At 46.9% G+C, this 24,442-nt stretch carries 16 protein-coding genes, 1 tRNA gene, 3 pseudogenes and 1 CRISPR repeat array; of the genes and pseudogenes, 3 read left to right on the forward strand and 17 right to left on the reverse strand.

Translation table 11 applies throughout. The annotated features are described in order from the left end of the window. Positions 1-146: 146 nt before the first annotated feature. Positions 147-1,090 (reverse strand): annotated as a pseudogene (locus tag O3660_RS04505) (IS5 family transposase). 63 nt (positions 1,091-1,153) lie between these two features. Here O3660_RS04505 and O3660_RS04510 point away from each other — a divergent pair. Then, positions 1,154-2,104: pseudogene (locus O3660_RS04510) on the forward strand (sigma 54-interacting transcriptional regulator); the annotation flags it as partial. A gap of 102 nt (positions 2,105-2,206) precedes the next feature. On the opposite strand, the gene fghA reads toward O3660_RS04510, so the two are convergent. From fghA to pip, 14 genes are all read right to left on the reverse strand, one after another. Continuing rightward, the gene (fghA, locus tag O3660_RS04515; protein ID WP_049351734.1) at positions 2,207-3,034 is read right to left on the reverse strand and encodes an S-formylglutathione hydrolase; all 828 of its coding nucleotides are present in this window, start codon (positions 3,032-3,034) and stop codon (positions 2,207-2,209) included. Positions 3,035-3,042: 8 nt separating this feature from the next. Then, positions 3,043-4,152 carry an S-(hydroxymethyl)glutathione dehydrogenase/class III alcohol dehydrogenase gene (locus tag O3660_RS04520; protein WP_308887407.1) on the reverse strand — a complete coding sequence of 370 codons (1,110 nt, stop codon included), beginning with the start codon at positions 4,150-4,152 and terminating at the stop codon, positions 3,043-3,045. A gap of 273 nt (positions 4,153-4,425) precedes the next feature. Continuing rightward, positions 4,426-7,569: direct repeats of the CRISPR family, unit length 32 nt; unit sequence GTTTCAACACACAGCCGCCTGAAGGCGGCTGG. Positions 7,570-7,758: 189 nt separating this feature from the next. Next, positions 7,759-8,052 (reverse strand): CRISPR-associated endonuclease Cas2, encoded by a 294-nt coding sequence (gene cas2, locus O3660_RS04525; RefSeq protein WP_003685729.1) that lies wholly within the window; start codon positions 8,050-8,052, stop codon positions 7,759-7,761. Positions 8,053-8,126: 74 nt separating this feature from the next. Beyond that, entirely contained in the window at positions 8,127-9,140 is a 1,014-nt protein-coding gene (cas1c, locus tag O3660_RS04530; RefSeq protein WP_049351740.1) for a type I-C CRISPR-associated endonuclease Cas1c, read from the reverse strand. A gap of 108 nt (positions 9,141-9,248) precedes the next feature. Continuing rightward, the gene (locus tag O3660_RS04535) at positions 9,249-10,124 is read right to left on the reverse strand and encodes a toll/interleukin-1 receptor domain-containing protein (protein WP_053090739.1); all 876 of its coding nucleotides are present in this window, start codon (positions 10,122-10,124) and stop codon (positions 9,249-9,251) included. An 85-nt stretch (positions 10,125-10,209) separates the two neighbouring features. Continuing rightward, positions 10,210-10,860 carry a CRISPR-associated protein Cas4 gene (gene cas4, locus O3660_RS04540; protein ID WP_049351743.1) on the reverse strand — a complete coding sequence of 217 codons (651 nt, stop codon included), beginning with the start codon at positions 10,858-10,860 and terminating at the stop codon, positions 10,210-10,212. Positions 10,861-10,874: 14 nt separating this feature from the next. Next, positions 10,875-11,747 (reverse strand): type I-C CRISPR-associated protein Cas7/Csd2, encoded by an 873-nt coding sequence (cas7c, locus tag O3660_RS04545; RefSeq protein WP_049351748.1) that lies wholly within the window; start codon positions 11,745-11,747, stop codon positions 10,875-10,877. An 11-nt stretch (positions 11,748-11,758) separates the two neighbouring features. Then, complete coding sequence (gene cas8c / locus O3660_RS04550) at positions 11,759-13,540, reverse strand: type I-C CRISPR-associated protein Cas8c/Csd1 (RefSeq protein ID WP_049351751.1); 1,782 nt, start codon at positions 13,538-13,540, stop codon at positions 11,759-11,761. Then, a complete protein-coding gene (gene cas5c, locus O3660_RS04555) occupies positions 13,537-14,211 on the reverse strand; it encodes a type I-C CRISPR-associated protein Cas5c (protein ID WP_049351754.1) in 675 nt (224 codons plus the stop codon). The genes cas8c and cas5c overlap by 4 nt, the downstream gene beginning before the upstream one ends. Positions 14,212-14,288: 77 nt before the next feature. Then, the gene (locus O3660_RS04560; protein WP_049351756.1) at positions 14,289-15,728 is read right to left on the reverse strand and encodes an SIR2 family protein; all 1,440 of its coding nucleotides are present in this window, start codon (positions 15,726-15,728) and stop codon (positions 14,289-14,291) included. A 57-nt stretch (positions 15,729-15,785) separates the two neighbouring features. Then, complete coding sequence (locus O3660_RS04565) at positions 15,786-16,283, reverse strand: toll/interleukin-1 receptor domain-containing protein (protein ID WP_049351758.1); 498 nt, start codon at positions 16,281-16,283, stop codon at positions 15,786-15,788. A 10-nt stretch (positions 16,284-16,293) separates the two neighbouring features. Then, positions 16,294-16,911, reverse strand: a complete 618-nt coding sequence (locus tag O3660_RS04570; RefSeq protein WP_049351761.1) for a TIR domain-containing protein — start codon at positions 16,909-16,911, stop codon at positions 16,294-16,296. Between the two features lie 82 nt (positions 16,912-16,993). Further along, positions 16,994-19,282, reverse strand: coding sequence for a CRISPR-associated helicase/endonuclease Cas3 (locus tag O3660_RS04575; protein WP_049351763.1), 2,289 nt, complete (start codon positions 19,280-19,282; stop codon positions 16,994-16,996). A gap of 121 nt (positions 19,283-19,403) precedes the next feature. Then, positions 19,404-20,333, reverse strand: a complete 930-nt coding sequence (gene pip, locus O3660_RS04580) for a prolyl aminopeptidase (protein ID WP_049328689.1) — start codon at positions 20,331-20,333, stop codon at positions 19,404-19,406. A 124-nt stretch (positions 20,334-20,457) separates the two neighbouring features. Here pip and yciA point away from each other — a divergent pair, with 124 nt between their 5' ends. Both yciA and O3660_RS04590 read left to right on the forward strand, forming a co-directional pair. Beyond that, positions 20,458-20,892 (forward strand): acyl-CoA thioester hydrolase YciA, encoded by a 435-nt coding sequence (gene yciA, locus O3660_RS04585; RefSeq protein WP_003680677.1) that lies wholly within the window; start codon positions 20,458-20,460, stop codon positions 20,890-20,892. Between the two features lie 246 nt (positions 20,893-21,138). Beyond that, a pseudogene (locus tag O3660_RS04590) lies at positions 21,139-21,929 on the forward strand (formate/nitrite transporter family protein). A 157-nt stretch (positions 21,930-22,086) separates the two neighbouring features. On the opposite strand, the gene O3660_RS04595 reads toward O3660_RS04590, so the two are convergent. Both O3660_RS04595 and O3660_RS04600 read right to left on the reverse strand, forming a co-directional pair. Next, positions 22,087-22,163, reverse strand: a tRNA-Pro gene (locus O3660_RS04595). A 154-nt stretch (positions 22,164-22,317) separates the two neighbouring features. Beyond that, positions 22,318-23,841: a fumarate hydratase gene (locus O3660_RS04600; RefSeq protein ID WP_003746217.1), complete on the reverse strand. Its 1,524-nt coding sequence runs from the start codon at positions 23,839-23,841 to the stop codon at positions 22,318-22,320. Positions 23,842-24,442: the final 601 nt, after the last annotated feature.

Consider the following 24,442-nt stretch of genomic DNA (forward strand, 5'->3'; position numbering starts at 1 on the left):
GACCTTTGCAAAAAAGTCCTTCCCCCAACAGCCGAAACCTAAACACAGGTTTTCGGCTATTTCCCTCCCCAAATCACTCCTAATTCTACCCAAATACCCCCTTAATCCTCCCCGGATACCTGATAATCAGGCATCCGGGCCGCCTTTTAGGCGGCAACAGACACACTTAGCCTGTTAGCCGCTTTCAACAGGTTCAAACACATCGCCTTCAGATGGCTTTGCGCACTCACTTTAATCAGTCCGAAATAGGCTGCCCGGGCGTAGCGGAATTTACGGTGCAGCGTCCCGAAGCTCTGTTCGACCACATAACGGGTCTTCGACAAATACCGGTTACGCGGCGATCTTTCAGATGTTGCCGGTTTTCCGTACTGTCATAGCCTTTGTCGGCATAGACGGTCGTGCCTTCGGCAATACCCTCCAACAAAGGGGACAGGTGGTTGCACTCATGGGTATTGGCGGGGGTGATGTGCAGTTTCTCGATATAGCCTTCCTCATCGGTACGGGTATGTTGTTTGTAACCGAGTTTGTAGAGACCGTTTTTCTTTGTCCAACGGGCATCGCTGTCTTTGCTCGGTGTGGTTTGGCCGCTGACTTGTCCTTCTTCATCGACTTCTATAGCCTGACGCTGTTTGCTGCCGGCAGTTTGAATAATGGTGGCGTCAATGACGGCGGCGGATGCCTTCTCTACTTTTAGGTTTTTTTCGGTCAGTTGGCGGTTAATCAGTTCCAGCAATTCGGACAGGGTGTCGTCTTGCGCCAGCCAGTTACGGTAGCGGCATAAGGTGCTGTAATCGGGAATGCTCAACTCGTCAAAGCGGCAAAACAGGTTGAAGTCGATGCGGGTAATGAGGCTGTGTTCGAGCTCGGGATCGGAGAGGCTGTGCCATTGTCCGAGCAGGACGGCTTTGAACATGGACAACAGGGGATAGGCGGGACGGCCGCGGTGGTCTCTAAGGTAACGGGTTCTTTGACGATTCAGGTACTGTTCGATCGGCTGCCAATCAATCACTTGATCCAACTTCAATAGTGGGAAGCGGTCGATGTGTTTGGCGATCATGGCTTGTGCGGTTTGCTGGAAGAAGGTGCTCATGGAAAATCCCCTAAATGTCTTGGTGGGAATTTAGGGGATTTTGGGGAATTTTGCAAAGGTCTCAAATCCATGCTGGCACGCAGGATTTTTGAATTGAAAAAAGCGCGCCATCTGATTAAAGGCACATTTGTCGATGTAAACTGCGCCACTCTTCGCAGCGACGGCGCAGCATCTGCCCTGTTCGGCCACAAAAAAGGCGCCTTTACCGGCGCCGCAGAAAAACGTGAAGGCTATCTGAAAACTGCCGACGGCGGCGTATTGTTTTTAGACGAAATCGGAGAATTAGGCTTAGACGAGCAAGCCATGTTGCTCAAAGCCATTGAAGAAAAACACTTTTATCCCGTCGGCAGCGACAGCGAAGTCAAAAGCGACTTCCAACTCATCGCCGGCACCAACCGCGATCTACGCCACGAAATCCGCGCCGGACGCTTCCGCGAAGACCTGTTCGCCCGCATCAACATCTGGAATTACCCACTACCCGCACTCGCCAACCGCCGCGAAGACATCGAGCCCAACGTCGAACACCAGCTCGCCCTAGCCTCGCAAGAACTCGGCCGAACCACCCGCTTCAACAAAGAAGCCCTAGCCGCCTACCTTGACTTTGCCCACTCTAACCAAGCACCATGGCGCGGCAACTTCCGCGACCTCGCCGCCAGCATCATACGCCTGGCCACACTCGCGCCACAAGGCAGGATACAGGTAGAACAAGTCAAAGCTGAAATTGAACGCCTCAAATGGTTATGGTCGGAAGAACCCTTTTCAGACGGCCTCCTACATAAAAGGCCGTCTGAAAAAACACAAGACTACCCCGATAAAGTCGATTGGGATACATTGGATTTATTCGACAAGCTACAACTGCAACACGTTATCGACGAATGCCGCAAACATCCCAATATGGCCACCGCCGGCCGTGCATTGTTCAACGTCTCCCGAACAGAAAGGGCAAAAGTCAATGACAGCGACCGATTGAGGAAATATTTACAGCGATTCGGATTAGAATGGGGAGATATTTAAGTAGAGTAGGCAAGCTAGCTCATTTTGATAGCATTATTTTCGTTAACATAAAAATTAACGCTCACTCCAACGTTTGATCGATTCACAAATCACTTCTTCGACTTACTTCAAAAATGCCGCATGATAGGCAATATGCTCACCAATAAAACTGGCGATGAAATAATAGCTATGATCGTAGCCTTTATGGAAGCGCACATTGATCGGCTGATTTGCCGCACGACAGGTTTCAATAAAATCTTCGGTACGCAATTGTGTTGGCAAAAACTCATCTTCCAAGCCCTGATCAATGCGCATACCTTGCACTTTATAGCCTTGTTGAATGAGCGAGCCAGCATCATATTGCTGCCATTTTTCACGATCTTTTCCTAAATAAGCAGAAAAGGCTTTCTCCCCCCAAGGCACGAGACTGGGCGACAAAATGGGCGAAAAGGCAGAAACACTTTGATAACGTTCCCGGTTTCGCAATGCCAATACCAATGCACCGTGTCCGCCCATTGAATGTCCCATAATGGAACATTTACCGTTGGTAGGAAAATTTTCCTCAATCAGACGGGGCAACTCATTCAAAATATAATCATACATTTGATAATTCGTCGCCCAAGGCTGCTCGGTTGCATTAAGATAAAAGCCCGCACCTTGCCCTAAATCGTAAGCAGCATCGTTCGGCACTTGCTCTCCGCGAGGGCTGGTATCGGGAGCAACCACAATCACTTGATGTTCTGCCGCATAACGTTGAAAGCCTGATTTGGTAATGAAATTTTGTTCCGTACACGTCAAGCCGGAAAGCCAATAAATCACACCAAGCGATCGATTCTCCTGATTATCCGGCAAATAGACAGCAAATTTCATTTCGCATTGAAGCGTTTGGGCATGGTGTGCCCAAACTTGTTGCGAACCACCAAAAATTTGATGTTGTTCAATCAGTTTCATCTCGGGCCTTAGTAATGAATAACAGCGCGGATCGATTTACCTTCGTGCATCAACTCAAAGGCTTCATTGATTTGATCGAGTGTCATTGTATGGGTCACAAACGGTTCTAACTCAATGTCGCCTTTCATTGAATCTTCCACCATTTTCGGCAGTTCAGAGCGACCTTTCACACCACCAAACGCCGTACCTTTCCAAACGCGACCGGTCACCAACTGGAACGGACGAGTTGAAATTTCTTGTCCTGCACCCGCTACGCCTATGATAATGGATTGCCCCCAACCACGGTGCGCACTTTCTAATGCCTGACGCATTACATTTACATTGCCAATACATTCAAAGGTATGGTCAATGCCCCATTTATTGATGTCTAACAACACATCTTTAATCGGTTTATCGTAATCGTTCGGGTTTAAACAATCCGTTGCACCGAACTGTTTTGCCAACTCGAATTTTGCTGAATTAGTATCAATAGCGATAATGCGCCCCGCTTTGGCTTGACGCGCACCTTGCACGACAGCCAAACCAATCGCCCCCAAGCCAAACACGGCAACAGAGTCGCCTTCTTGCACTTTTGCCGTATTATGTACCGCACCAATACCTGTGGTAACGCCGCAGCCGAGTAAGCATACTTGTTCGTGGTTTGCTTCTGGGTTGATTTTTGCCAGTGAAACTTCTGCAACAACAGAGTATTCACTGAAAGTCGAACAGCCCATATAGTGATAGATCGGCTGACCTTGATAAGAAAAACGCGTTGTACCATCTGGCATTAAGCCTTTACCTTGCGTATCACGTACTGAGACACATAAGTTGGTTTTACCTGAACGACAAAACTCACATTCGCCACATTCAGCGGTATAAAGAGGAATGACGTGATCACCTGGTTTTACGCTCGACACACCTTCACCCACAGCAACGACTACACCCGCACCTTCATGTCCAAGCACCACAGGAAATACACCTTCAGGATCGCTTCCTGATAACGTAAATGCATCTGTATGGCACACGCCCGTGTGAGTGTTACGAATTAACACCTCGCCTTTTCGAGGCATTTCTACGTCGATTTCCACAATTTGTAAGGGTTGATTTGGGGCAAATGCTACCGCCGCACGAGATTTGATGGTCGAATTGGTTTGTTTATTTTCCATTATTTTTTCCTTTTAATTCATTAATTAAAGTTATCTAGCCTAAGAAAGAGAACAACAGCTTATACTTTGGAATTAACTATAAAGCAAGCATTTTTGCAATTTTCGCTCCGGCGGTAGCATGATCGACTGATGGGCCACCATACAATCGGCGGTTAAAGGCTTCCGAATGTTTCCCTAAGTCATGAAGCTGTCCCGTTTGGCAGGCAATTTCCTGCGCACCGAAGAAGAGTAGCCTGCTTGGACGATATTTGAACATACAGCCACCCAAAGGCGGCTGACGGAATAGGTCGTCATAGAGTTCGTAGTTACTAGAATTTCAGCACACAGCCGCCCGAAGGCGGCTGGCACCGCCTGCTGCGCTGATGGTCGCGCCGGTACGCCCGTTTCAACACACAGCCGCCTGAAGGCGGCTGGAAACTTTAGGAAAAATAACGCATGAAATCACTGAGTTTCAACACACAGCCGCCTGAAGGCGGCTGGATACGACATAATCAGTCGCAATTTCAGTTGACTGTTTCAACACACAGCCGCCTGAAGGCGGCTGGCCGTTTACCTGAAGATAAGGGATACCGTCTGATTAGTTTCAACACACAGCCGCCTGAAGGCGGCTGGCGCGCCTTTAAAGACAACGTTTATTACTCGGACGTTTCAACACACAGCCGCCTGAAGGCGGCTGGAGCAAGACCGAACTAGGCGTAAGGCGCAAACTAGTTTCAACACACAGCCGCCTGAAGGCGGCTGGAATCATGATTCAATCTCCCAAATATCGCGGCGGCGTTTCAACACACAGCCGCCTGAAGGCGGCTGGTTTACGTCAATGCAGTTGTTACTATTTAGACAAGGTTTCAACACACAGCCGCCTGAAGGCGGCTGGCCACTATGTCGGTCTGATTATCCGTTCAGACACAGTTTCAACACACAGCCGCCTGAAGGCGGCTGGGCTTGTGGGCTGTTCGGTACGAGGTCGGGACGTGGTTTCAACACACAGCCGCCTGAAGGCGGCTGGTTTTGCCCTAGATAGTGTTCAAATTCAGGTTATTAGTTTCAACACACAGCCGCCTGAAGGCGGCTGGCTCAAATAAAAAATCATCATGTGCTTTGGAAATGTTTCAACACACAGCCGCCTGAAGGCGGCTGGTTGCTGCGATTGGGAAAATCCATACTTGATAGAACTTGTTTCAACACACAGCCGCCTGAAGGCGGCTGGTGACCAGAATCATCACTAATTGGCTGAACATTTGTTTCAACACACAGCCGCCTGAAGGCGGCTGGGCATGCACAGGAGCTGACAGACCCAACGCGGAAGTTTCAACACACAGCCGCCTGAAGGCGGCTGGGTTGGTATGGCTTTGCTGTCGGTGTATGTGGTAATGTTTCAACACACAGCCGCCTGAAGGCGGCTGGCAGCCCAAAAAACTACTTAACGACCTTTTCAGGAGTTTCAACACACAGCCGCCTGAAGGCGGCTGGAACAACAACACCATCTTTCATTACGACAGAGACAGTTTCAACACACAGCCGCCTGAAGGCGGCTGGAAACATTGCCTTAAAACGGCAGATTCACGCGCTTGTTTCAACACACAGCCGCCTGAAGGCGGCTGGTTCCGTCTGCTTTCAGTTGGATATTCCTATCACTGTTTCAACACACAGCCGCCTGAAGGCGGCTGGTTGGCATAAGCCGCTCATATCGACCGTTGATGACGGGTTTCAACACACAGCCGCCTGAAGGCGGCTGGCCACACCCTGACACCGTGCGCCTTGATTGGCTAGTGTTTCAACACACAGCCGCCTGAAGGCGGCTGGTACTTCTGCCAAAGTGGATATTTTGGCTGATGCTGTTTCAACACACAGCCGCCTGAAGGCGGCTGGGGTAAAAAACGCCTGCTTCAAACCGCTGTCCACGGTTTCAACACACAGCCGCCTGAAGGCGGCTGGCTGTAACCTTGTTATCCGTCGGGTCTTCGTACAAGTTTCAACACACAGCCGCCTGAAGGCGGCTGGAGCCGTCCAATGCGTCCAGCTTCGCCCACAGCGCGGTTTCAACACACAGCCGCCTGAAGGCGGCTGGTATGGTCGCCGTTGTAATGCTTCAGCAACCATTGGTTTCAACACACAGCCGCCTGAAGGCGGCTGGACGATAATGCCAGTGTCGGTAATCTCAATAGCAGGTTTCAACACACAGCCGCCTGAAGGCGGCTGACGACCGACAGCGTTATATGGCACAGACTTAGCAGTTTCAACACACAGCCGCCTGAAGGCGGCTGGCTTTGCTCTCGAAGCGTTTCCGCAGTCGGCGGATTTGTTTCAACACACAGCCGCCTGAAGGCGGCTGGTTGCCAAGACCGAAAGCACAAATTAAAGGCATGGTTTCAACACACAGCCGCCTGAAGGCGGCTGGGCCCTCAATGGGCTGATTTACTCATTCAGGGCTTGTTTCAACACACAGCCGCCTGAAGGCGGCTGGCTTCTTGCAAAAAATCTACTATCGCCCTAGAAATGTTTCAACACACAGCCGCCTGAAGGCGGCTGGTTCAAGGAGTTTTTATGCGTTTGGTTATTGCCGCGTTTCAACACACAGCCGCCTGAAGGCGGCTGGCTCGTCAGCCGTGAAGACGGCGTCATCGCCGGCAGTTTCAACACACAGCCGCCTGAAGGCGGCTGGGGACGCTGCCCTCCGTGTAGTATTCCAGCGCGTGTTTCAACACACAGCCGCCTGAAGGCGGCTGGTTGTTGCGGTGATGGATTATTTACTAACCCTAAAGTTTCAACACACAGCCGCCTGAAGGCGGCTGGACCAGTTTCACAATAACGACAACTGCAAAAAGTGTTTCAACACACAGCCGCCTGAAGGCGGCTGGTTATTGCCAAGTCATGCAAGAGCTTGAGCAACAAGTTTCAACACACAGCCGCCTGAAGGCGGCTGGTAGCAGGAAAGCGCGGCTATCTAGGTGCTGCAATTGTTTCAACACACAGCCGCCTGAAGGCGGCTGGTTCTGATGATTTTGGCCGTCTGCAATCAAACAGCGTTTCAACACACAGCCGCCTGAAGGCGGCTGGTTTTGCCCCAGATAGTGTTCAAACTTAAGATGTACGTTTCAACACACAGCCGCCTGAAGGCGGCTGGCGTAATGCTTGCTCTCTACAAGAATGGAAAAGTAGTTTCAACACACAGCCGCCTGAAGGCGGCTGGTTTTTGTAGTACATTTGTACCTATAACAACATAAGGTTTCAACACACAGCCGCCTGAAGGCGGCTGGACGCAATGCTTCCATGCGAGGCTGACTATGACGACGTTTCAACACACAGCCGCCTGAAGGCGGCTGGAATTTGGGTCAACAAGCCGTCAAATTCCAAAATGGTTTCAACACACAGCCGCCTGAAGGCGGCTGGGGCCCCTCTTAAAAGCCTTGCTCCATCAGGTTTCGCAGCCCTGATTTCGCTAAGCTCCCAAGAAAAGCGCGAACACGAGTATAACACAGCCTTTTCTGTTACACCCGCATTCGCAATATCCTGATTGTTAAAGAACAATCCCAGTTCGCTAACCCTGCCGCATTTTCATGAGAACTGTAGGTTGGCGATTCACACAATCAACGTATCCTTAAACACATCCACTGCCGGTTTTGCGCCGTGATGTTCCACTTTGCGCCGCCATTTGCTGCCTAGATGGTAAAAGCGCAGGCTGTCGGTTTCGGGGTTGTAGGTTTTCAAGAGTTTGTCTTTTAAAACAACCCACTGGTCGGGCGCGATGTCGCATTCGAACACCGAATACTGCACGCGCACGCCGTAGTCCAGACACAATTTCGCCACACGCCGCAGCCTTGCCTGTCCTTCCGCGTCCTCCAGCGAAATATCGTAAGTAATCAACATCAGCATTTTATATTCCCATGTGCAGGCTGCTTTAGAGGTCGTCTGAAAACGTCCGACCTGTTTTCAGGCAGCCTGCAAACCTATCTCATCAAAAACGGCGGATATTCCGCCAAATCCCCGCGCAAATGGCGCGCCAACAGCATCGCCTGAATATACGGTAGTAGCCCGATTTCCACTTCTTCGCCTAAAAACGGATGGACAATTTTCTCTTGCTTTTTCGCCTGCAAGGCTTGGAACAGGAGCTTACGCGCATCGGCCTTCAGGCTCACCGCGCCGCTTGCCTCGGTAACGAAATCCTGTGGTTTGATTTGCCCTCGGTTAATCAGTGACAACACCAACCTGTCCGCCCACCACGCGCGGAATTCTTCCAAAATATCTTGAGCCAAACTGTCGCGCCCCGGCCGGTCGGCGTGCAGAAAGCCCACCTGCGGATCCAGCCCCACGCCTTGCAGCGCGCCGCTGATGTCCTTGCCCAGAATGCTGTAAACAAACGACAACAGCGCGTTCACCCCGTCTCTGGGCGGACGGCGGTTGCGCCCGTCAAAAGAAAAGCCGCTTTTTTCGCTCAAAAGCTGCCCGAACACGCCAAAATAACGCGCCGCCGCATCGCCCTCAATACCGCGCACCACGTCCAGCTCCGCCGCGCCCTTCAACTGCCGCAGCGAAATGTTCAAAGCATCGACCGCACTTTGAATCGCCGCATTCTCGCCGTAATTGCGAATCTGCCGCTGAAGCACCCGCTTACTCGCCTGAATCTTCGCCACAATGATATTGCGCGCAATCGGCACAGGATTTTGCTCCGACACCCGATACTGCGCCCGACGCAACAGCACATTACCGCTCTGCCGTCCCTGAAGCCGTCCCAAATAACGCCCATTTTCGGTAAAAAACGCCAAATTCACATTATTTTCACTGCAAAACTCCAGTAAAAACGGCGACACCAGCACATTCCCAAAACAGAAAATATGCCCGATAGAATGCACCGGCAATTGCACCACCTTCTTGCGCTCCTGCTCCACTACCAGCGTCTCCCGCTCCTTATGCAGATAGCTGCCTTGGGTGGTGATGTAGAGCGTGTTTTGTAATTTTCTCATGTGAAAAATGCCTTGGATTTTGACCGCTCTTTTGGGGGCGATGGTTGGGCTACTGAACGCTATTGGTAGGTTGAGTTAGGCACAATGCCGTAACCCAACCTATACTTGCTATTTAAATCGTATATCTCCCACTTCTAATGGTAATGCTTTTAATATTTCAGCAAGTGCAAGTAGATCATTTGCAGGCTCTTTCCAAACATATGGTTGTAACAGATTAGGTACAACACCTTTTTCTCCATTTTCATCTGAAAAAACCAATGTAATAATTGAGAACTTTTCATCTTGTCGTTTTCTTGAAATTGCATAATCAATTTCAGTGGCTAAGTACTTCTCATCTTTATAATCAGGAGTAATAAAAAATATAGCAGCGCATGAGTCAACCATTCCACTATGCAAAGATCGCTCTAAATTTGCTCCTGCACTCATTGCTTCTTCATCTAACCACGGGGAAAATCCTAATAGTTCAAGTATAGTTTTAAAGTTACGTACTTTATCCTTATTAATGCTCTTGTGGCTTAAAAATATTTTCATAGGTTCCATATTCATCACCATTTTGTGTTGTAAAAAATTTTCTTTCAAATCTCTTTCTAGATCAGCATTCCAATTACTGTAATTATTGGTATTATCAAACAAAAATATAGCATCTCGTTTTTTTAGATTTAGCAAACTAAATAATTCCTTCCGAATCATATTTGGATTAGTCCGATCTATTTCATTTAAATTTAGTTTAATATTACCAATACCTAATGTTTGTATGAAAGATGTCGGTCCCTGATCTATCAATACTACAACATAATATTTATCAAAATTTCCTATTTTATAATGTGTTCCAGCTATAACTGGCCAATATTCCACTAAGTCCGGGAAATAACTTTCTACATAAATTTTATACGCAAAAAATGCAATATCTTTTAAGTTTTTATTTCCACTATCTCTTACAGGAGCAAGCTCATATGCTTTATTCGCAATAGATTGAAAATCCATACTTAGGTAACCTCGAAATTAAATAATTGAATAAATTACATATTATAAACAAATGCCATTAAAAATGAGAGATTTAAACATCTCACTAGTTCCCAAACAATCCTTCCACATACCCCACGCTCCTATCCCGTTTCCCCAACAATTCCGGCTGACAAATCTCCACCAGCGAGCAGGCTTTGCAACGTTTGCCGTAGTTGGGCGGCGGGGTTTCGCCGCTGTTTAAGAGTTCGCGCACGGCGGCGATGGTGGCGAGCGTTTGGGTGCGCAGGTCGTCTGAAAACACGATAGAGACGCGGTGGCGGGTTTGCATATACCACAGCGCGCCCTCAGAGACGGTTTGCCCTGTCATTTCTTCCAAACACAAGCCTTGGGCGCAAAGCTGGATTTCGTCCATCGGGTCGGGTTTGGGCTTGCCGCGTTTGTATTCTACGGGTTTCAGACGGCCTGTTTTTGTATCCACTTCCACCAAATCCAATACGCCGCTGATGCCCAGTTTCTCCGCCGACACATGCACCGTCCGCTCAAAACGCACGCCCTTACGCGTTTCCGGCTCGCCCGAATCCACCCGCTCATGCAGTGCGTTGCCCTGCGCGGTTAAATAGTTCTCCGCCCACGCCTGCTCGTTGTGAATCAGCGCGCATTGACGCGGGCAAAAGGCGTAGTGTTGCAAGGCAGAAAGGGGAATCAGGCGCGTATCCTGATTTTCCCCTTGGCTTTCGGTTAAAAGTGCGGTCATCTTTTTAAGTGTTTTTACAGCAATTCTTCCACACTCACGCCATTTAAGCCGTCTGAAACTACGCTGATTTTGTAATCGTCAAAACCACTTGCCGGCGTACCTGATTCGCCGATTACGCGTTCGACTTTCACGGCATCAAACAGTTTATGTGCAGGCTGGCTGCCGAGTGCGCTGTCATGTTTGAAAACGATCAGTTTGCGCGCCGCCATTTCGCCACGGGCGGCTGAGCGGTCATGTTCAAACATTAGTTGTAGGGCTTGCCAGAGTTTGGCTAAGTCGTCGTCTGAAAAACCGGTTTTGGCGGCAAGGTTGGCGGAGATAAAGCCATGCACGCGGTAGAGCGCGTAAGGGACGATGTATTTACGCCCCATGGTGCGTTCTTTTTCCAAGTCTTTTTCGTTGGTGACCGCCATGCGGGTGATGGAAACTTCCAGCGGCACAATCGGGTCAATGGATTGGGCGAACGCCAGTTGCACCGGACCGCGTACTTGTCCGCTGTTAACTTCGGTGGTCATCACAGCGCCAAAGGTGCGGATATCGAAGAAGTTTTTGCACATCCACGCGGTAATGTCGCGAGCTTTGGCTTCGTCTTTTGGCAGTTTTTTTTCTTTAGTATTTGGTTCAATCCCTAAAGCCTCATAAGCGCGTTTGTTTTGCAGATTCAACACGCTTTTTTCTTTGACGTAGATTTCATAACCGGCTTCGTTTTCGCTGCTGATTTCTACAAAATTACGAATTTTGCGTTTTAAGCAGACATCGGTTACCAAGCCTTTGCTGGATTCGGGATCGAGGCGTGGCATATTGCCCGCATCGGGATCGCCGTTGGGGTTGCCGTTGGTTACGTCAAAAAAGTAAACAAATTCATAGCGGTTTTGAATGGCAGACATTTTCTGGCTCCTTAGTTTTCAATGGTTTCAGCGGTTTCTTTTTTAGCAAAATAGCTTTGTTTTTGATGGTAATAGCCGATGGCAAAGCGGCCTTGCTCGTCAATGCTCAAATGGCGCGGAAAGGTTTCGGGCAGTTTGGCAATGATTTCGCCCAAATCTTTATCCAAATTCACCGCCATGCCGGCTTTGTCTTTACGCAAGCGCGATAAATGGTGTTTTGCACCCGACAAAAGGCGCGGAAAAACCGAAAACGGCACGGCAGATGCAGAGCCGTAATAGCGGTCGGCAATACCGGCGTTTAATTCGCCCAACGCCTGATATTGAATGCGCTCCAACACGGCAAACAGCCGCCCTAAAAGATAGGCGCGATTCGGGCTTTCATTGTTCAAACTCATAGGAACTCCTTCTTCGATAAAACCTTTTCTAAAACGCCGCTGTAATACGGCTTTCATCATTGCCACGCGCAAGCCGTTTACATCGCCGTCGGCACGGATTCGGGTAATCAGTTGCGACAGCAAACTCAAGGGATACGGCGTGCCGCAAATCACGGCGCGGGTCATTTCGCCTGCCAATACGGGCGAGATGTTTTCGCTTTTGCCCAATACGGCAGTTTGCAATAAAAGTCGCCAAATCGACGGTGGCGTTTTCCATGCACAAGGCTCAATGGCTAAATCTTGCCAATGCTGCGCCAAATTTTCCGCTAGCTGCCCAAATGTGGTGTCTAGCCAAAACCGAACAGAAATCCGCGCGGCATTAGGGGCAAGCCCTAAGATGTAAAAACGGGTATTGGGAGACAGTTCGGGTGCAATTTCTTGCAGCGGACGGCCTTTGTTACTTATTTGTTTCAATACGTTGAAAATTTTGGCGCTTTCTTGTTCATCATCCGGCGGCGTGAATACTTGCGCGAAGAAGCCTTCGGCAGCCTGCGCCGTTGCGTTATCGTCGGCTTCCGCCCAAAAGACCGTGCTGGCATCGCCAATGGTCAGGCAGTGATTATTTTCGCGGCGCAAGAGATAGTTCAGCGCGGTGGTGTAGGCAAACGCGGATTGTTCGGAAACGGGTGCATTTGCGCCTTGCTCTTTACCAAAAGAGGCGAAGGCTTCTTTGTTGAACGAAATAATCGAACCACCGGAGCTTTGCCCGCCAAATACGCCTTTAATCGCCGGATGCAGCCGTGCAATCGGGGCGGTGTCGCCGCTAATTAAGCACAAGCCTTCAAGTGCTTCGTCGCTTTTCAGGCAGCCTGCCCACAAGGTTTGCGCAGCTTCGCGTTTATGAATAAGTGCGGTCGGTTTTTCAAGAGAAAATGCGATGTTGGCATCGAGCATTTCGGCAGGCAGATTTTCGGCAGCGAAATGTGCAGGCTGCCAGTTTTGCAAAAAACGGCACAAGGCTTGCAAGCCTTCATCTTCACTATTTTGCAGTAAATCGAGATGGTATTGCTTGAAGGCATCAAAGGTTTTTTCAGACGGCGTAAACGGTTTTTCTTTGGCTTCGGCTTTGTTTTTATTGGCTTCTACGCCAAGCGCGTAGGCGGTTTTATCCCACAAAAAATTCGGTTTGATACCCGACGTGCGTTTTTCAGGGCGCGGCACGCTCATCAGCTTCGGCTGCGGCTTTTTATCGGCGGTCAAATTCGGCACAGCGGTTTTCAGACGACCTTCTTTATCCAACACCAAAATCCAGCCGATTTTCTCCTCACTAAAGCCATAAGGCGGCACTTTCGGGTTGCCCATTTCATCGGTTTCCGCTGCCAAACGGCGGTAATAGCGGGCAAGGGATGCAAGAATCATGCTTTCACCTCCTCGGCGTAAAACGGCGGTACATCAATCACGCCGTCTTTCATTTGTGCGCGGAAAAAATGCGGCGTGTTGCCGTGATCAAAATCAATATCGTGCAGCATCCAGCCCAAATCGCGGTTTGCCTCGCTTTCGGATAACACCGACGGCGGCAGCGGCTCACCTTCGTCAATCAACGCAAAATCAGCAGGAAATTCACGCACGCCCAAACAAGGCTGCTGAAAGCATTGCCCCTTTTTCGCACGGCGTTTGAACATCTCTATATGCTTGGTAACGGTCTCATCCGCCCCCGCTTTTGCTGTCAGCACCGCATGGGCTTCAATCACATACGCCACGTCTTTAAGCACCGTCGCCGCGCGCTGCTGGCGGTCGTCTTCAATCAGCGTATATAAATCGGCAACGCTCTTGCGCTTCATCGCCCCGCTGACCTTACCCGCCGAAATCTTGCCGCCCAACTCATTGCGCCGCACCGACTCAAACCGAATCGGCTTCAACACATAAATCCTATCAATCACCCACCGAATCGCCGGCTTCCAATGCACCGCCGCCAAAATCCCGCGCGCCGCCGACGGCGTGATGACATCATAAGACACCCGCTCCACCTTCATCTCCGGACGGGTAAAACAGGCATAATCGCCCCAAATGTGTAGGCGGATTTGGTTCATTTGGTTCTCCTTTTGGTTGGAAAGTGCGGTTTCAGACGACGTTTTGAAAACGTTCAGGGAATTGACCGCACTTTTTTCTACATCTTTTGTAACTTATCAATGATAGAAAGCACAGTAGAAATAATTCCATCATTAGAAATATCAGATTGACCCAGCTTTTTTATTTCATTTATTAATGACTGATCATTAAAATATAGTTCGGTATGATTTTTTATAACATCATCCCAAAGTTCTTTAGATATTGAGCCAGTACAACCAATTGGAATTGGTATCACATTATGTTGTAAACAAATTTCAAATTCTTCTTTCATGCCATTAGAAAGAGTGATTTCTTCATTTTTATCCAATTTGTTTCCAAACATAAAAATAGCAATACCAGCTTGAGAAATGATTTCATTTCTGTAGTCAGTCCATCTTTCAGAAATAGATTTGTCTCCTGACTGTATTTGCGGAAATGGTCTTAAAATTAATAAATCGTCTAAATTGCGATAGTTTGACTGATATTTATATTCTAACGCTCCATTAATAACGATACTGCCAATGCCCAAGCCATATCCGGAAATAATCTTATATTCTTTCTCTGCCAGTTTATAACTAAGATTATGTATAAGTTCTTTAGCTCTATCCTCAGTAAATGGATCGTAATTATGCGCTGCACCTGAAATAAAAATATTGCTACATTTCAAGCGTCTTTCAATTTCTTTTAAAATAGCAGTAATGTCAGAATATTCCTGAATCATTATTGAATGAATGCCATACCTAATAAGATCTTCTATTTTTAATTCTTGCTTAACTTTGGCATATGTATAACTTTCCTCATCTTGGAAGTCATCTCTTGATACCTCTTTAAAAAAACAATAATGTGTTGGCGTATTGTTTTTTAATAAAACCTTAATACGTCCTAAAATATATTCTAAATTTGGATCATCAAAACTGAAGCCTATAAACAAAAATGTTTTTGAAAGCAAATCACCTCTTAGCGCGGTAGCAAATAATTCCTTCTTATCCTGATAGGTTTCATAATCATCTTTAATTAATACTGCTTCATCAGGTGAATCTTTATCACCATGCATTTTGTAAACAATGGCATCTTTCTTTTTGATATTTCTTGAAAAATCTTCATTTCTGATTTTTTTCTCTACTGTTTTTCCATCAGCCTCTAAAGTTTTTTCAATTAATTGATCATAGTTAGTTGTCCAAAATGTACTAATACCAATTTTAGAAAGTAACTTATGGTTATCTCCGCCTCGTCTTAATGTAGTAAACTCATTGATTATTTTGTTGTTTATTTTTCCTCTTTTATGCCGATTGAAATGATATTGAGCTACTCCAATTAGATCATGTTCTTTTTCAATATCAAGACCTAGTTCTTCTGCAAGATCTTTCAGCAAACCTTTCCAATTAACAAAACCTGCTAGAGCTGATAAGCCTGCCCCAGCAAAAATTGCAGCATCACCATTTTTGATCTCTACAACAAAATCAGTGATAAATTTTTTCTGTTCCTTGGTGAATTCCATAGCAACTCCAATAAACTCTTACACAGGGCTTTAGAAAGCCTCTAAAGCCCAAAATAATTAATCTAGAAATCTTTTTAATGCTTCTTTATCAAGCGCGGGATAAAGCCCTAAATACTCTTGCCCTCGGAATGAACTGGACTCAGAATCAACCAAAGGTAAAATAGCTACTTTTCCAGACTTCAATCCATCAAAGTATCCTAATTCCCAAGGCATCCATTTAGAAGATGAGGCATTATCCGTAGCTAAATACAGCAATTTAGAAGATTGCTTCATTCTATTCCGCAACGTTTCAGCAGTTTCTTTTGTTACAGAATCCCTGGAAAGCTGTTTATCAACTACCCAATCTATGTAAACTTTTTGCCCCATTTTTTCTAAGATATTTGCCACCCCGAGGACAAGCTCTGCATCCCTAATAGAATGTGATAGAAAAACATCAAATTGTCGTCGATAATTTTGACTTTCAACAATACTTTCCAGTTTACTTGAATAACTCTCAAATGATGCTGTAACACTTCTTGCATAGTTGCGAGCTTCCTGTTTGGTAAAATAAGCCATTTATATACTCCTAAACTTTAGTGTTGATAGCATACTTATCAGCATTTTCTTTAATTTCAATGGCGGCATTAATCCAACCATTGACATTTGAAATAAATTTATCCCAATTACACTTGAGCATATAAGACTGAGAACAATTAGGGGTTAAATAATTTGCTGGATATGAATATTTTAAATTGTTTCTATTATTGTTTATGATATTAAAATAGAAACTAGGTTGATCTGTATAATTATAATTACCGTTCCTGTCTGGCAAAGCCACTAATAAAATTGCATTTCGCTTGCTTGAAGATAATGCTCTTTTTTTGCTTTTAATAGAGTATGAAATTTCCCAAGGAATCCACTGTTCACTTTCAGAGCTCCACCATTCCTTCATGTTCGGTGAAAGCAAGACTATTGTTACTGAACTATCAAAAATCTTATCTGATAATTTTGTTTGAATAGTCTCATCTTTAAATTGAGCTAGACTTTCATTGTCTTTCTCTCCTTTGTTTATATGGATGCCATCTCTTTCTAATTTTGCTTGCAGAATATCAACATAATCTCGAGCTGTCGCTTCCTGATAAGGCGATAAGCGTTTTACAGATGAATCACTATATTTGTATGAAATAAAAATTTTACGTCCCATAGGAACTCTCCTTCTAATAAAATAGTTGCAGGTTAATTTCAATAAGTAGCCAAATGCTAAATAATTTAATCAAATTTAAATTTTAAAATATCAAGTTCTCCTCTTTTATAAAATTAGTATCCTCCCAAGAAAGCCCCGCCACTTCATCATACAAATCCAGCCCAATCAGCGTATAAAACTGTTTGCCGAAGTTTTTCTCGTTAATCGGTTCAACACGCCCTGCTTTATACAAAGCAGCGAGGGCTTTTTCGGGGATTTGGACGGTGTAGGGTTGCAGTTTGCGTAAGAGTCCGCCGATGTGGTCGGCGTGGTGCAGGCTGCTAATGAGGTTTTCGGCCTCATTGTCAAACGGAATAATCAGTGGCTGCATATGGCTTTCGATCATGCGGAATTTGTCGGCGATGGTTTGGAATGGGAAATTGAGGCTTTGCCCTGTATCGTTGTGCATTTTCAGGATTTTTTTATTATCCAGTTCGCTGCCTTTTAATTGATAAAGCTCGGCGAAGTAGGCGGCGACGGCTTGGGTGGATAAGAGGTCGTCTGAAAAGCTGTCGGCAGTCAGGCGCATAACGGCGGCTTGGGTAGCAAGTTCAGACGGGGCTTTCCATTGTTCTTCTGGCGTGAATATCCATACAAAGCTGTTTTCAGACGACCTTTTGCCTTCGCGGTTGCAGCGTCCGGCGGCTTGGGCAACGCTGTCTAAACCTGCTTCGGCGCGCATCACCAGCGGAAAATCCACATCGACGCCGGCTTCGATTAAGGAGGTGGCGATGACGCGGCAGGGTTTGCCCTTTTTCAGACGACCTCGAATCTCATCGAGCTTTTGGCTGCGGTGTTTGGCGCACATTAAGGTGGTCAGGTGGAACGTGCCGTCAAGGTGTTTGGCTTGGTCGTACAGGCTGCGGGCGTGGCGGCGGTTATTGACGATAACGAGCATTTGCGGGTGTTCGGCAAGTTTAGCGAACAAATCGGCGTCAGTTTGTGTGCCGATGTGCTGCACGGTGGTGCGGCGCAGTTTGTCGAAAAGTGCGGTCGGTTTTGGGGCGATTTCGCGCACGTTTTCAAAGCCGCGATAGAAGCCGTTTTCGGCTTGCACGGCAGGCTGGGTGGCGGTGCACATAACGACAGAGCAATGATAGTTTTGCGCCAATTCTTTGATGGTTTGCATGATGGGCAGCAACAGATTGAGCGGCAGCATTTGCGCTTCGTCGAGGATGATGACGGAACCCGCGATGTTATGCAGCTTGCGGCAGCGCGAAGAGCGGTCGGCAAAGAGGGACTCGAAGAATTGCACGGCGGTGGTCACGACAATCGGCGCGTCCCAGTTTTCCGAGGCAAGGCGCAATTTGTCTTTGGTGGCCTCGTTTTGTAGTTTGCCGTCGTCGAAGGTGCTGTGGTGTTCCAGCACGGCTTGTTCGCCCAATTCGCCAAAGGCTTTGCGAAATTCGGCGGCATTTTGTTCGATGATGCTGGTGAACGGGATGACGTAAATTACGCGCCGCATACCGTGCCGTTTGGCGTGTTCCAACGCAAAAGCCATGGAAGTGAAAGTTTTGCCGCCGCCGGTCGGCACGGTAAGCGTGAACAGCCCTTGCGGTTGTGCCGCTTGTTCTACGGCATGATCGAGAATTTCACTGCGCAAGCGGTTTAAGGCGGCATTGCGTTTTTCAGCTTCAGTTTTCTCTGGAGCTTGGGCGATACGTCGTCTGAAATCGTTGATAAATTGATTGAAATTGTGTTGTAGGGCGTTTAGATCGGGATAACCGCCGCGCTCGCTGGCTTTGTTTTCTAGGCTTGAATAAAAGGCTTCAGTATCAAGATAATCGGCATCCACCAAGCAAGAATAGAGCATTCGGGTAAAGAAGGCGTAGGAGAAAAAAGGATGATGCGCGTCGGCTTTGAGTGGCGGTGCTGACAGGTTTTGAGGGAGTTTGATTTCTTGTTGCCACAGGTTATCGAGGGCGGGAATATCTGCGCCGAATTGCAATGCTAAACGCTGCTTTAACGTACGGCGGTTATCACCTTCGCCATTGCCATTTGCAAGCCCCGCATGATGCCCCGCAATGCAAAACGCCATCAGCTTGCCGATAACATCCCCCCAACGCTTGACAGCAATTTTTGCTCCGGCGGTAGCGTGATCGACTGGAGGGCCGCCATGCAATCGGTGATTAAAGGCTTCTGAATATTTCCCCAAATCATGCAATTTCCCCGTCTGGCAGGCAATCTCCTGCGTACCAAATACCCGAGCAAACTCCGCCGCCATTTCACCAACATTTACCGAATGGCTTTGCAAGGTTTGCCAATGTTCGTAAGGTAAGAGATTGCCGAGTTTGTCTTGCGCGGAATGGGCGTAGTAAATTAGGGATTTCATATTGAAATTCTAAAAAATTCAGACTGATATCATGCAATGATAATATGATATTAAATTTAATATGTAAATAGAAAAAATGCCGTCTGAAACTTTTTCAGACGGCATTGTTATTTATTAAGCTTTATAACTTGTTTCTAATATCCTCCACTGCTTTCACTAATGCTTCGGAAAGCGAGGGATCAAAAGAAGAGTGGCCTGCTTGGACGATTCTCAATTCCGCTTCAGGGAAGGCTTGCGAGAGTTCCCACGCGCTTTGCATCGGGGTGCATAGGTCGTAGCGGCCTTGAACGATGATGGTTGGGATATGGCGGATTTTATCGATGTTTGCCAAAATGGCTTTATCGCCCTGCAACCAGCCTTCGTTCACGAAGTAATGGTTTTCCATTCTTGCAATAGCAAGGGAGGCTTGCGGATCTTCATCCACGTCTTTAGGTTCAAACTGAATAAGGTAGCTTTCCCAATCTGCCCATGATTTGGCCGCTTTGAGGCGTGTGGCTTCATCTTCGCTAAACAGCATTTCATGGTAGGCTTTAATTAGGGCTTGGCGTTTGTTTTCGGCCACGGGGGCAATGAATTTTTGCCATTGCGCCGGATAAATTTGGCTGACGCCGCCTGCTTCGTTCAACCATGCCATTTCAGACGGCCTACACAGGAAAATACCGCGCAAAACTAAGCCGCTGACGCGTTCGGGATGGGTTTCGGCATAAGTCAGCGACAAGGTGCTGCCCCATGAGCCGCCGAAAACTAACCATTTTTGAATACCGAGCATTTCGCGTACTTTTTCAATATCGGCAACCAAGTCCCAAGTGGTGTTGTCTTCGATACAGGCATAGGGTTTGGAGCGTCCGCAACCGCGCTGATCGATAATGACGATGCGGAAATGCTCTGGATTGAAAAAGCCGCGACAGGCAGGTGATGCGCCTGCTCCGGGGCCACCATGCAGGAAAATCACGGGGTGGCCATCAGGATTGCCTGATTCTTCCCAGTAGATTTCGTGAATGTCGGATACGCGCAAAAGGCCGCTATTTCTTGGTTCTTGAATCGGATGCATGAACTTTCTCCTTTGTCTGATGAATATGTTGATTGTAACACTTTGCCTGCTGATTTTTCAGACGGCCTACATAGGTTTATTGCTACAAATGGCGTAAAATAGCACTTTTTTGACAGGATTATTTATGTCTGACAACAAACAAACACATGCTGCACCAGAAGGACAACTTTTATTGCGTACGGTAGCCATGCCGCGCGATACCAATCCTAATCAGGATATCTTCGGCGGCTGGATTATGTCGCAAATGGATCTGGGCGGCGGTATTTTGGCGGCAGAAATCGCACAGGGACGAATTGTAACCGTGGCCGTTCAAGAAATGAATTTCATCAGACCAGTAAAGGTCGGCAACGTCGTATGCTGCTACGGTCATTGCGTCCGCGTAGGCAATACTTCTTTGCAACTGAAAATCGAAGTGTGGGTGAAGACTTTGATGAACGATATGGTAACGGAAGACCGCCAACTGGTCACCGAAGCCGTATTCACTTACGTCGCCATCGATTCACAAGGCAATCCGCGCCCTATTCCTCGCGAAGGCAATGCAAAGCTGGCACATTTGTAAGTTTAAAAAATCAAAACAAGGCCGTCTGAAACCTCAACGTTCAGACGGCCTTTTTTAATACAGAAGCTAAATGTAATAATATTTCTTTTGAGCTAAAGCAAGGTGAAGTATCTGTTTTTTATGTTTAATTCAGGCTGATTGATAAAACAAAGACCGTACACCGGCTCCTTATAACACTGCCCTACCGCGACAGTTTGCGCCATTTTTGAAACGGCATTTCCTCCTCAACCCACTTTCAGGAACATCATGGCTTCGCGCGATTTATACCCACAGGAAATTTTACAGGTTGTTCTCGACAAAAGCTGCGCCAAAGCACAATCCAGCATTCCCACACTGGCAATCTTGAGCGTTTTAGCCGGCGGATACATCGGCTTTGGATATCTTGCCTATTTAAAAGTAGTCAGCGGCATACCTCATGAATGGAGTGGTTTTGCCACTTTACTCGGTGCAGCCGTGTTCCCTATCGCCTTGATTTGTATCCTACTTGGCGGCGGCGAGCTGGTAACCAGTAACATGATGATCATGTCTTTAGGCAGATTGGCCGGACGGATTTCCTCCAAAATGCTGCTGCGCAACAGGGTTATCGTCTGCATGGGCAATTTGGTGGGTACGCTGGCGATGGCGTTTTTCCTCGGATACTATGTCGGCATGATTGAAGGCAGCGTAGCAGAAAAACCATTGTCGTCGCGGAAGCAAAAGTCCATATGGATTTCGGTCGCGCTTTTGTATCGGCGGTCGCATGTAACTGGATGGTCTGCATGGGCGCGTGGCTGCACTTTGCCGCTAAAAACACAACCGGACGAATGCTGGCTATTTGGTTCCCCGTCATGATTTTCGTATTAAACGGCTTCCAACACCTTGTCGCCAATATGTTCGTTATCCCCGCAGGTATTTTGGCAGGCGCAAACATCACATGGGGACAATTTTTCTTCAATATGATTCCCGTATTCTTGGGCAATGTCGTCGGTGGCGCATCCTTTGTCGGCGCATCTTATCTTTATACCTATAAAGACACGCTGAAAGATAGTACCAAATAGCCCTGCTTTATAATAAACAACAAAACCTGCTTTGAGAAAGCAGGTTTTGTTTCAGACGGCATTGGTATTAAGTTTTAAAATCCATTCGGATACATTATTCAGATAAATCATCCAAACGAAAAAAGAGCCGTTTTTAAAACGGCTCTTTCCAATTCTTTGGTCGGAGTGAAAGGATTCGAACCTTCGACCCCTTGCACCCCATGCAAGTGCGCTACCAGACTGCGCCACACTCCGACTCGATAAGCCGTGAATTTTAGTTTCAAACGCTGATTTTGACAAGTGCTTTTTAAAAAGGGAAATTTACTCGTTTGAAAACATTTGAATTATTTGTAAACAAAAAAAGGCCGTCTGAAATCGTTCAGACGGCCTTTGATTATTCAGTCAAATATCAAGCTTCGACCGGAATAATACCGATTTTGGCCTGCCATTGTTTTGGCGCAATGGCGTGAACCGATTCGCCGTTGCTATCCACCGCAACGGTCACAGGCATGTCTTTGACTTCAAATTCGTAAATCGCTTCCATACCTAATTCTGGGAACGCCAAGACTTTAGATGCTTTAATGGCTTTGGCAACCAAATATGCCGCGCCGCCGACAGCCATCAGGTAAACAGCTTTGTTATCGGCAATGGCTTGACAAGTCGCTGCGCCGCGTTCGGATTTACCGATCATACCCAGGAGGCCGGTTTGTTCCAGCATTTGGCGGGTAAATTTATCCATACGAGTGGAAGTAGTCGGACCGGCCGGGCCAACAACTTCGTCACGGACTGGATCAACCGGACCGACGTAGTAAATCAGTTTGTTGGTGAAATCTACCGGCAATTCTTCGCCTTTGTTGAGCATATCAACCAAACGTTTGTGTGCGGCATCGCGGCCGGTCAGGATTTTACCGTTTAGCAACAATACGTCGCCGGTTTTCCATGTGGCCACTTCTTCTTTGGTCAGGTTGTTGACATCGACACGTTTACCGTTGTCAGGGCTGTAAGTCAGATCCGGCCAATCTTCCAGAGATGGGGCTTCCAATTTAGCCGGGCCTGAGCCGTCCAATTCAAATTCGATGTGGCGGGTTGCCGCGCAGTTTGGAATCATGGCAATCGGTTTGGAAGCCGCGTGGGTTGGGTAGTCAAGGATTTTGACATCCAACACGGTGCTCAAACCGCCCAAACCTTGTGCGCCGATGCCCAAGGCATTTACTTTTTTGTAAAGTTCCAAGCGCAGGGCTTCGGTAGTAGACAATTCTGCACCGGAATCGGCTTTTTCTTTGAGTTCCTGAATATCGATATGGCTCATCAGGCTCTCTTTTGCCATCAACACTGCTTTTTCTGGCGTACCGCCGATGCCGATACCCAAGATACCCGGAGGACACCAGCCTGCACCCATTTGTGGAACGGTTTTCAATACCCAATCAACGATATTGTCTGAAGGGTTGAGCATGGCAACTTTGGTTTTGTTTTCAGAACCGCCGCCTTTGGCTGCGCAAGTGACTTCAACTTTATCGCCTTTTACGATTTCCATGTGTACAACGGCAGGGGTGTTGTCTTTGGTATTTTGACGTTTGCCAGCCGGGTCGGCCAATACAGAGGCACGCAGTTTGTTGTCAGGATAGGTGTATGCACGGCGTACGCCTTCGTTAACCATTTCCTGTACGCTCATCTCGGCATCCCACTGCACATCCATACCCACTTTCAAGAATACGGTCGCAATACCGGTATCCTGACAAATCGGACGATGGCCTTCAGCACACATACGGCTATTGACCAAAATTTGCGCCATCGCATCTTTGGCGGCAGGGTTTTCTTCTTTTTGATAAGCCTTATACAAAGCCTGAATGTAGTCTTTAGGATGGTAGTAGCTGATGAATTGGAAAGCGTCAAAAATACTTTGGATAAAGTCTTCTTGCTTGATGACGGTCATGATTGTGTTCCTTTTCGGAGTCATGGTAGGGAGGATTTGTTTATTTCTTTAAGAGACCGATTTTTTCAGACGGCCTTCAATAGTGTAATAGTGCTTTCAAATGAATGACCCAGACAATATCATTTTCATACCTTATTGATTTAAGTGAAATTTAATATCGCATTAAATTACTTGGTTATTGATAATCTATATCCACTAGCCATTCACTTAAATAGAAGTAAAATTACATTGTTTTTAAATGATAATCTTATTGCAAGGCCGTCTGAAAATATTTGCCTTAAGTATCTGAGAAAGAAATTTAGTAGCTTGTATTTAAAAGGAAACTACCAAAATTTCAGACAGCCTTTCTTATTTTCCAATACAATACACAATTGTAAAATCCGTGTCATTTTCTCCCTCAATCTTCTTGACTGATATCAAACTTGTTTGATTTTATGAAATTTTATAACAGTCTTTTCACTTGCTTACGCAACAAAATATTATTCAATATATACAACAATCTATGCAAAATTATCTAATATATAACAATGATTTTTACTAGCAAATAGACGAATATTTTAAAATTTATACTAAAAAAGTAATTTTATTTTATATTTAAAAT

Source organism: Neisseria sp. 27098_8_139, assembly GCF_041433195.1.
GTDB classification, from domain to species: Bacteria; Pseudomonadota; Gammaproteobacteria; order Burkholderiales; family Neisseriaceae; genus Neisseria; species Neisseria subflava.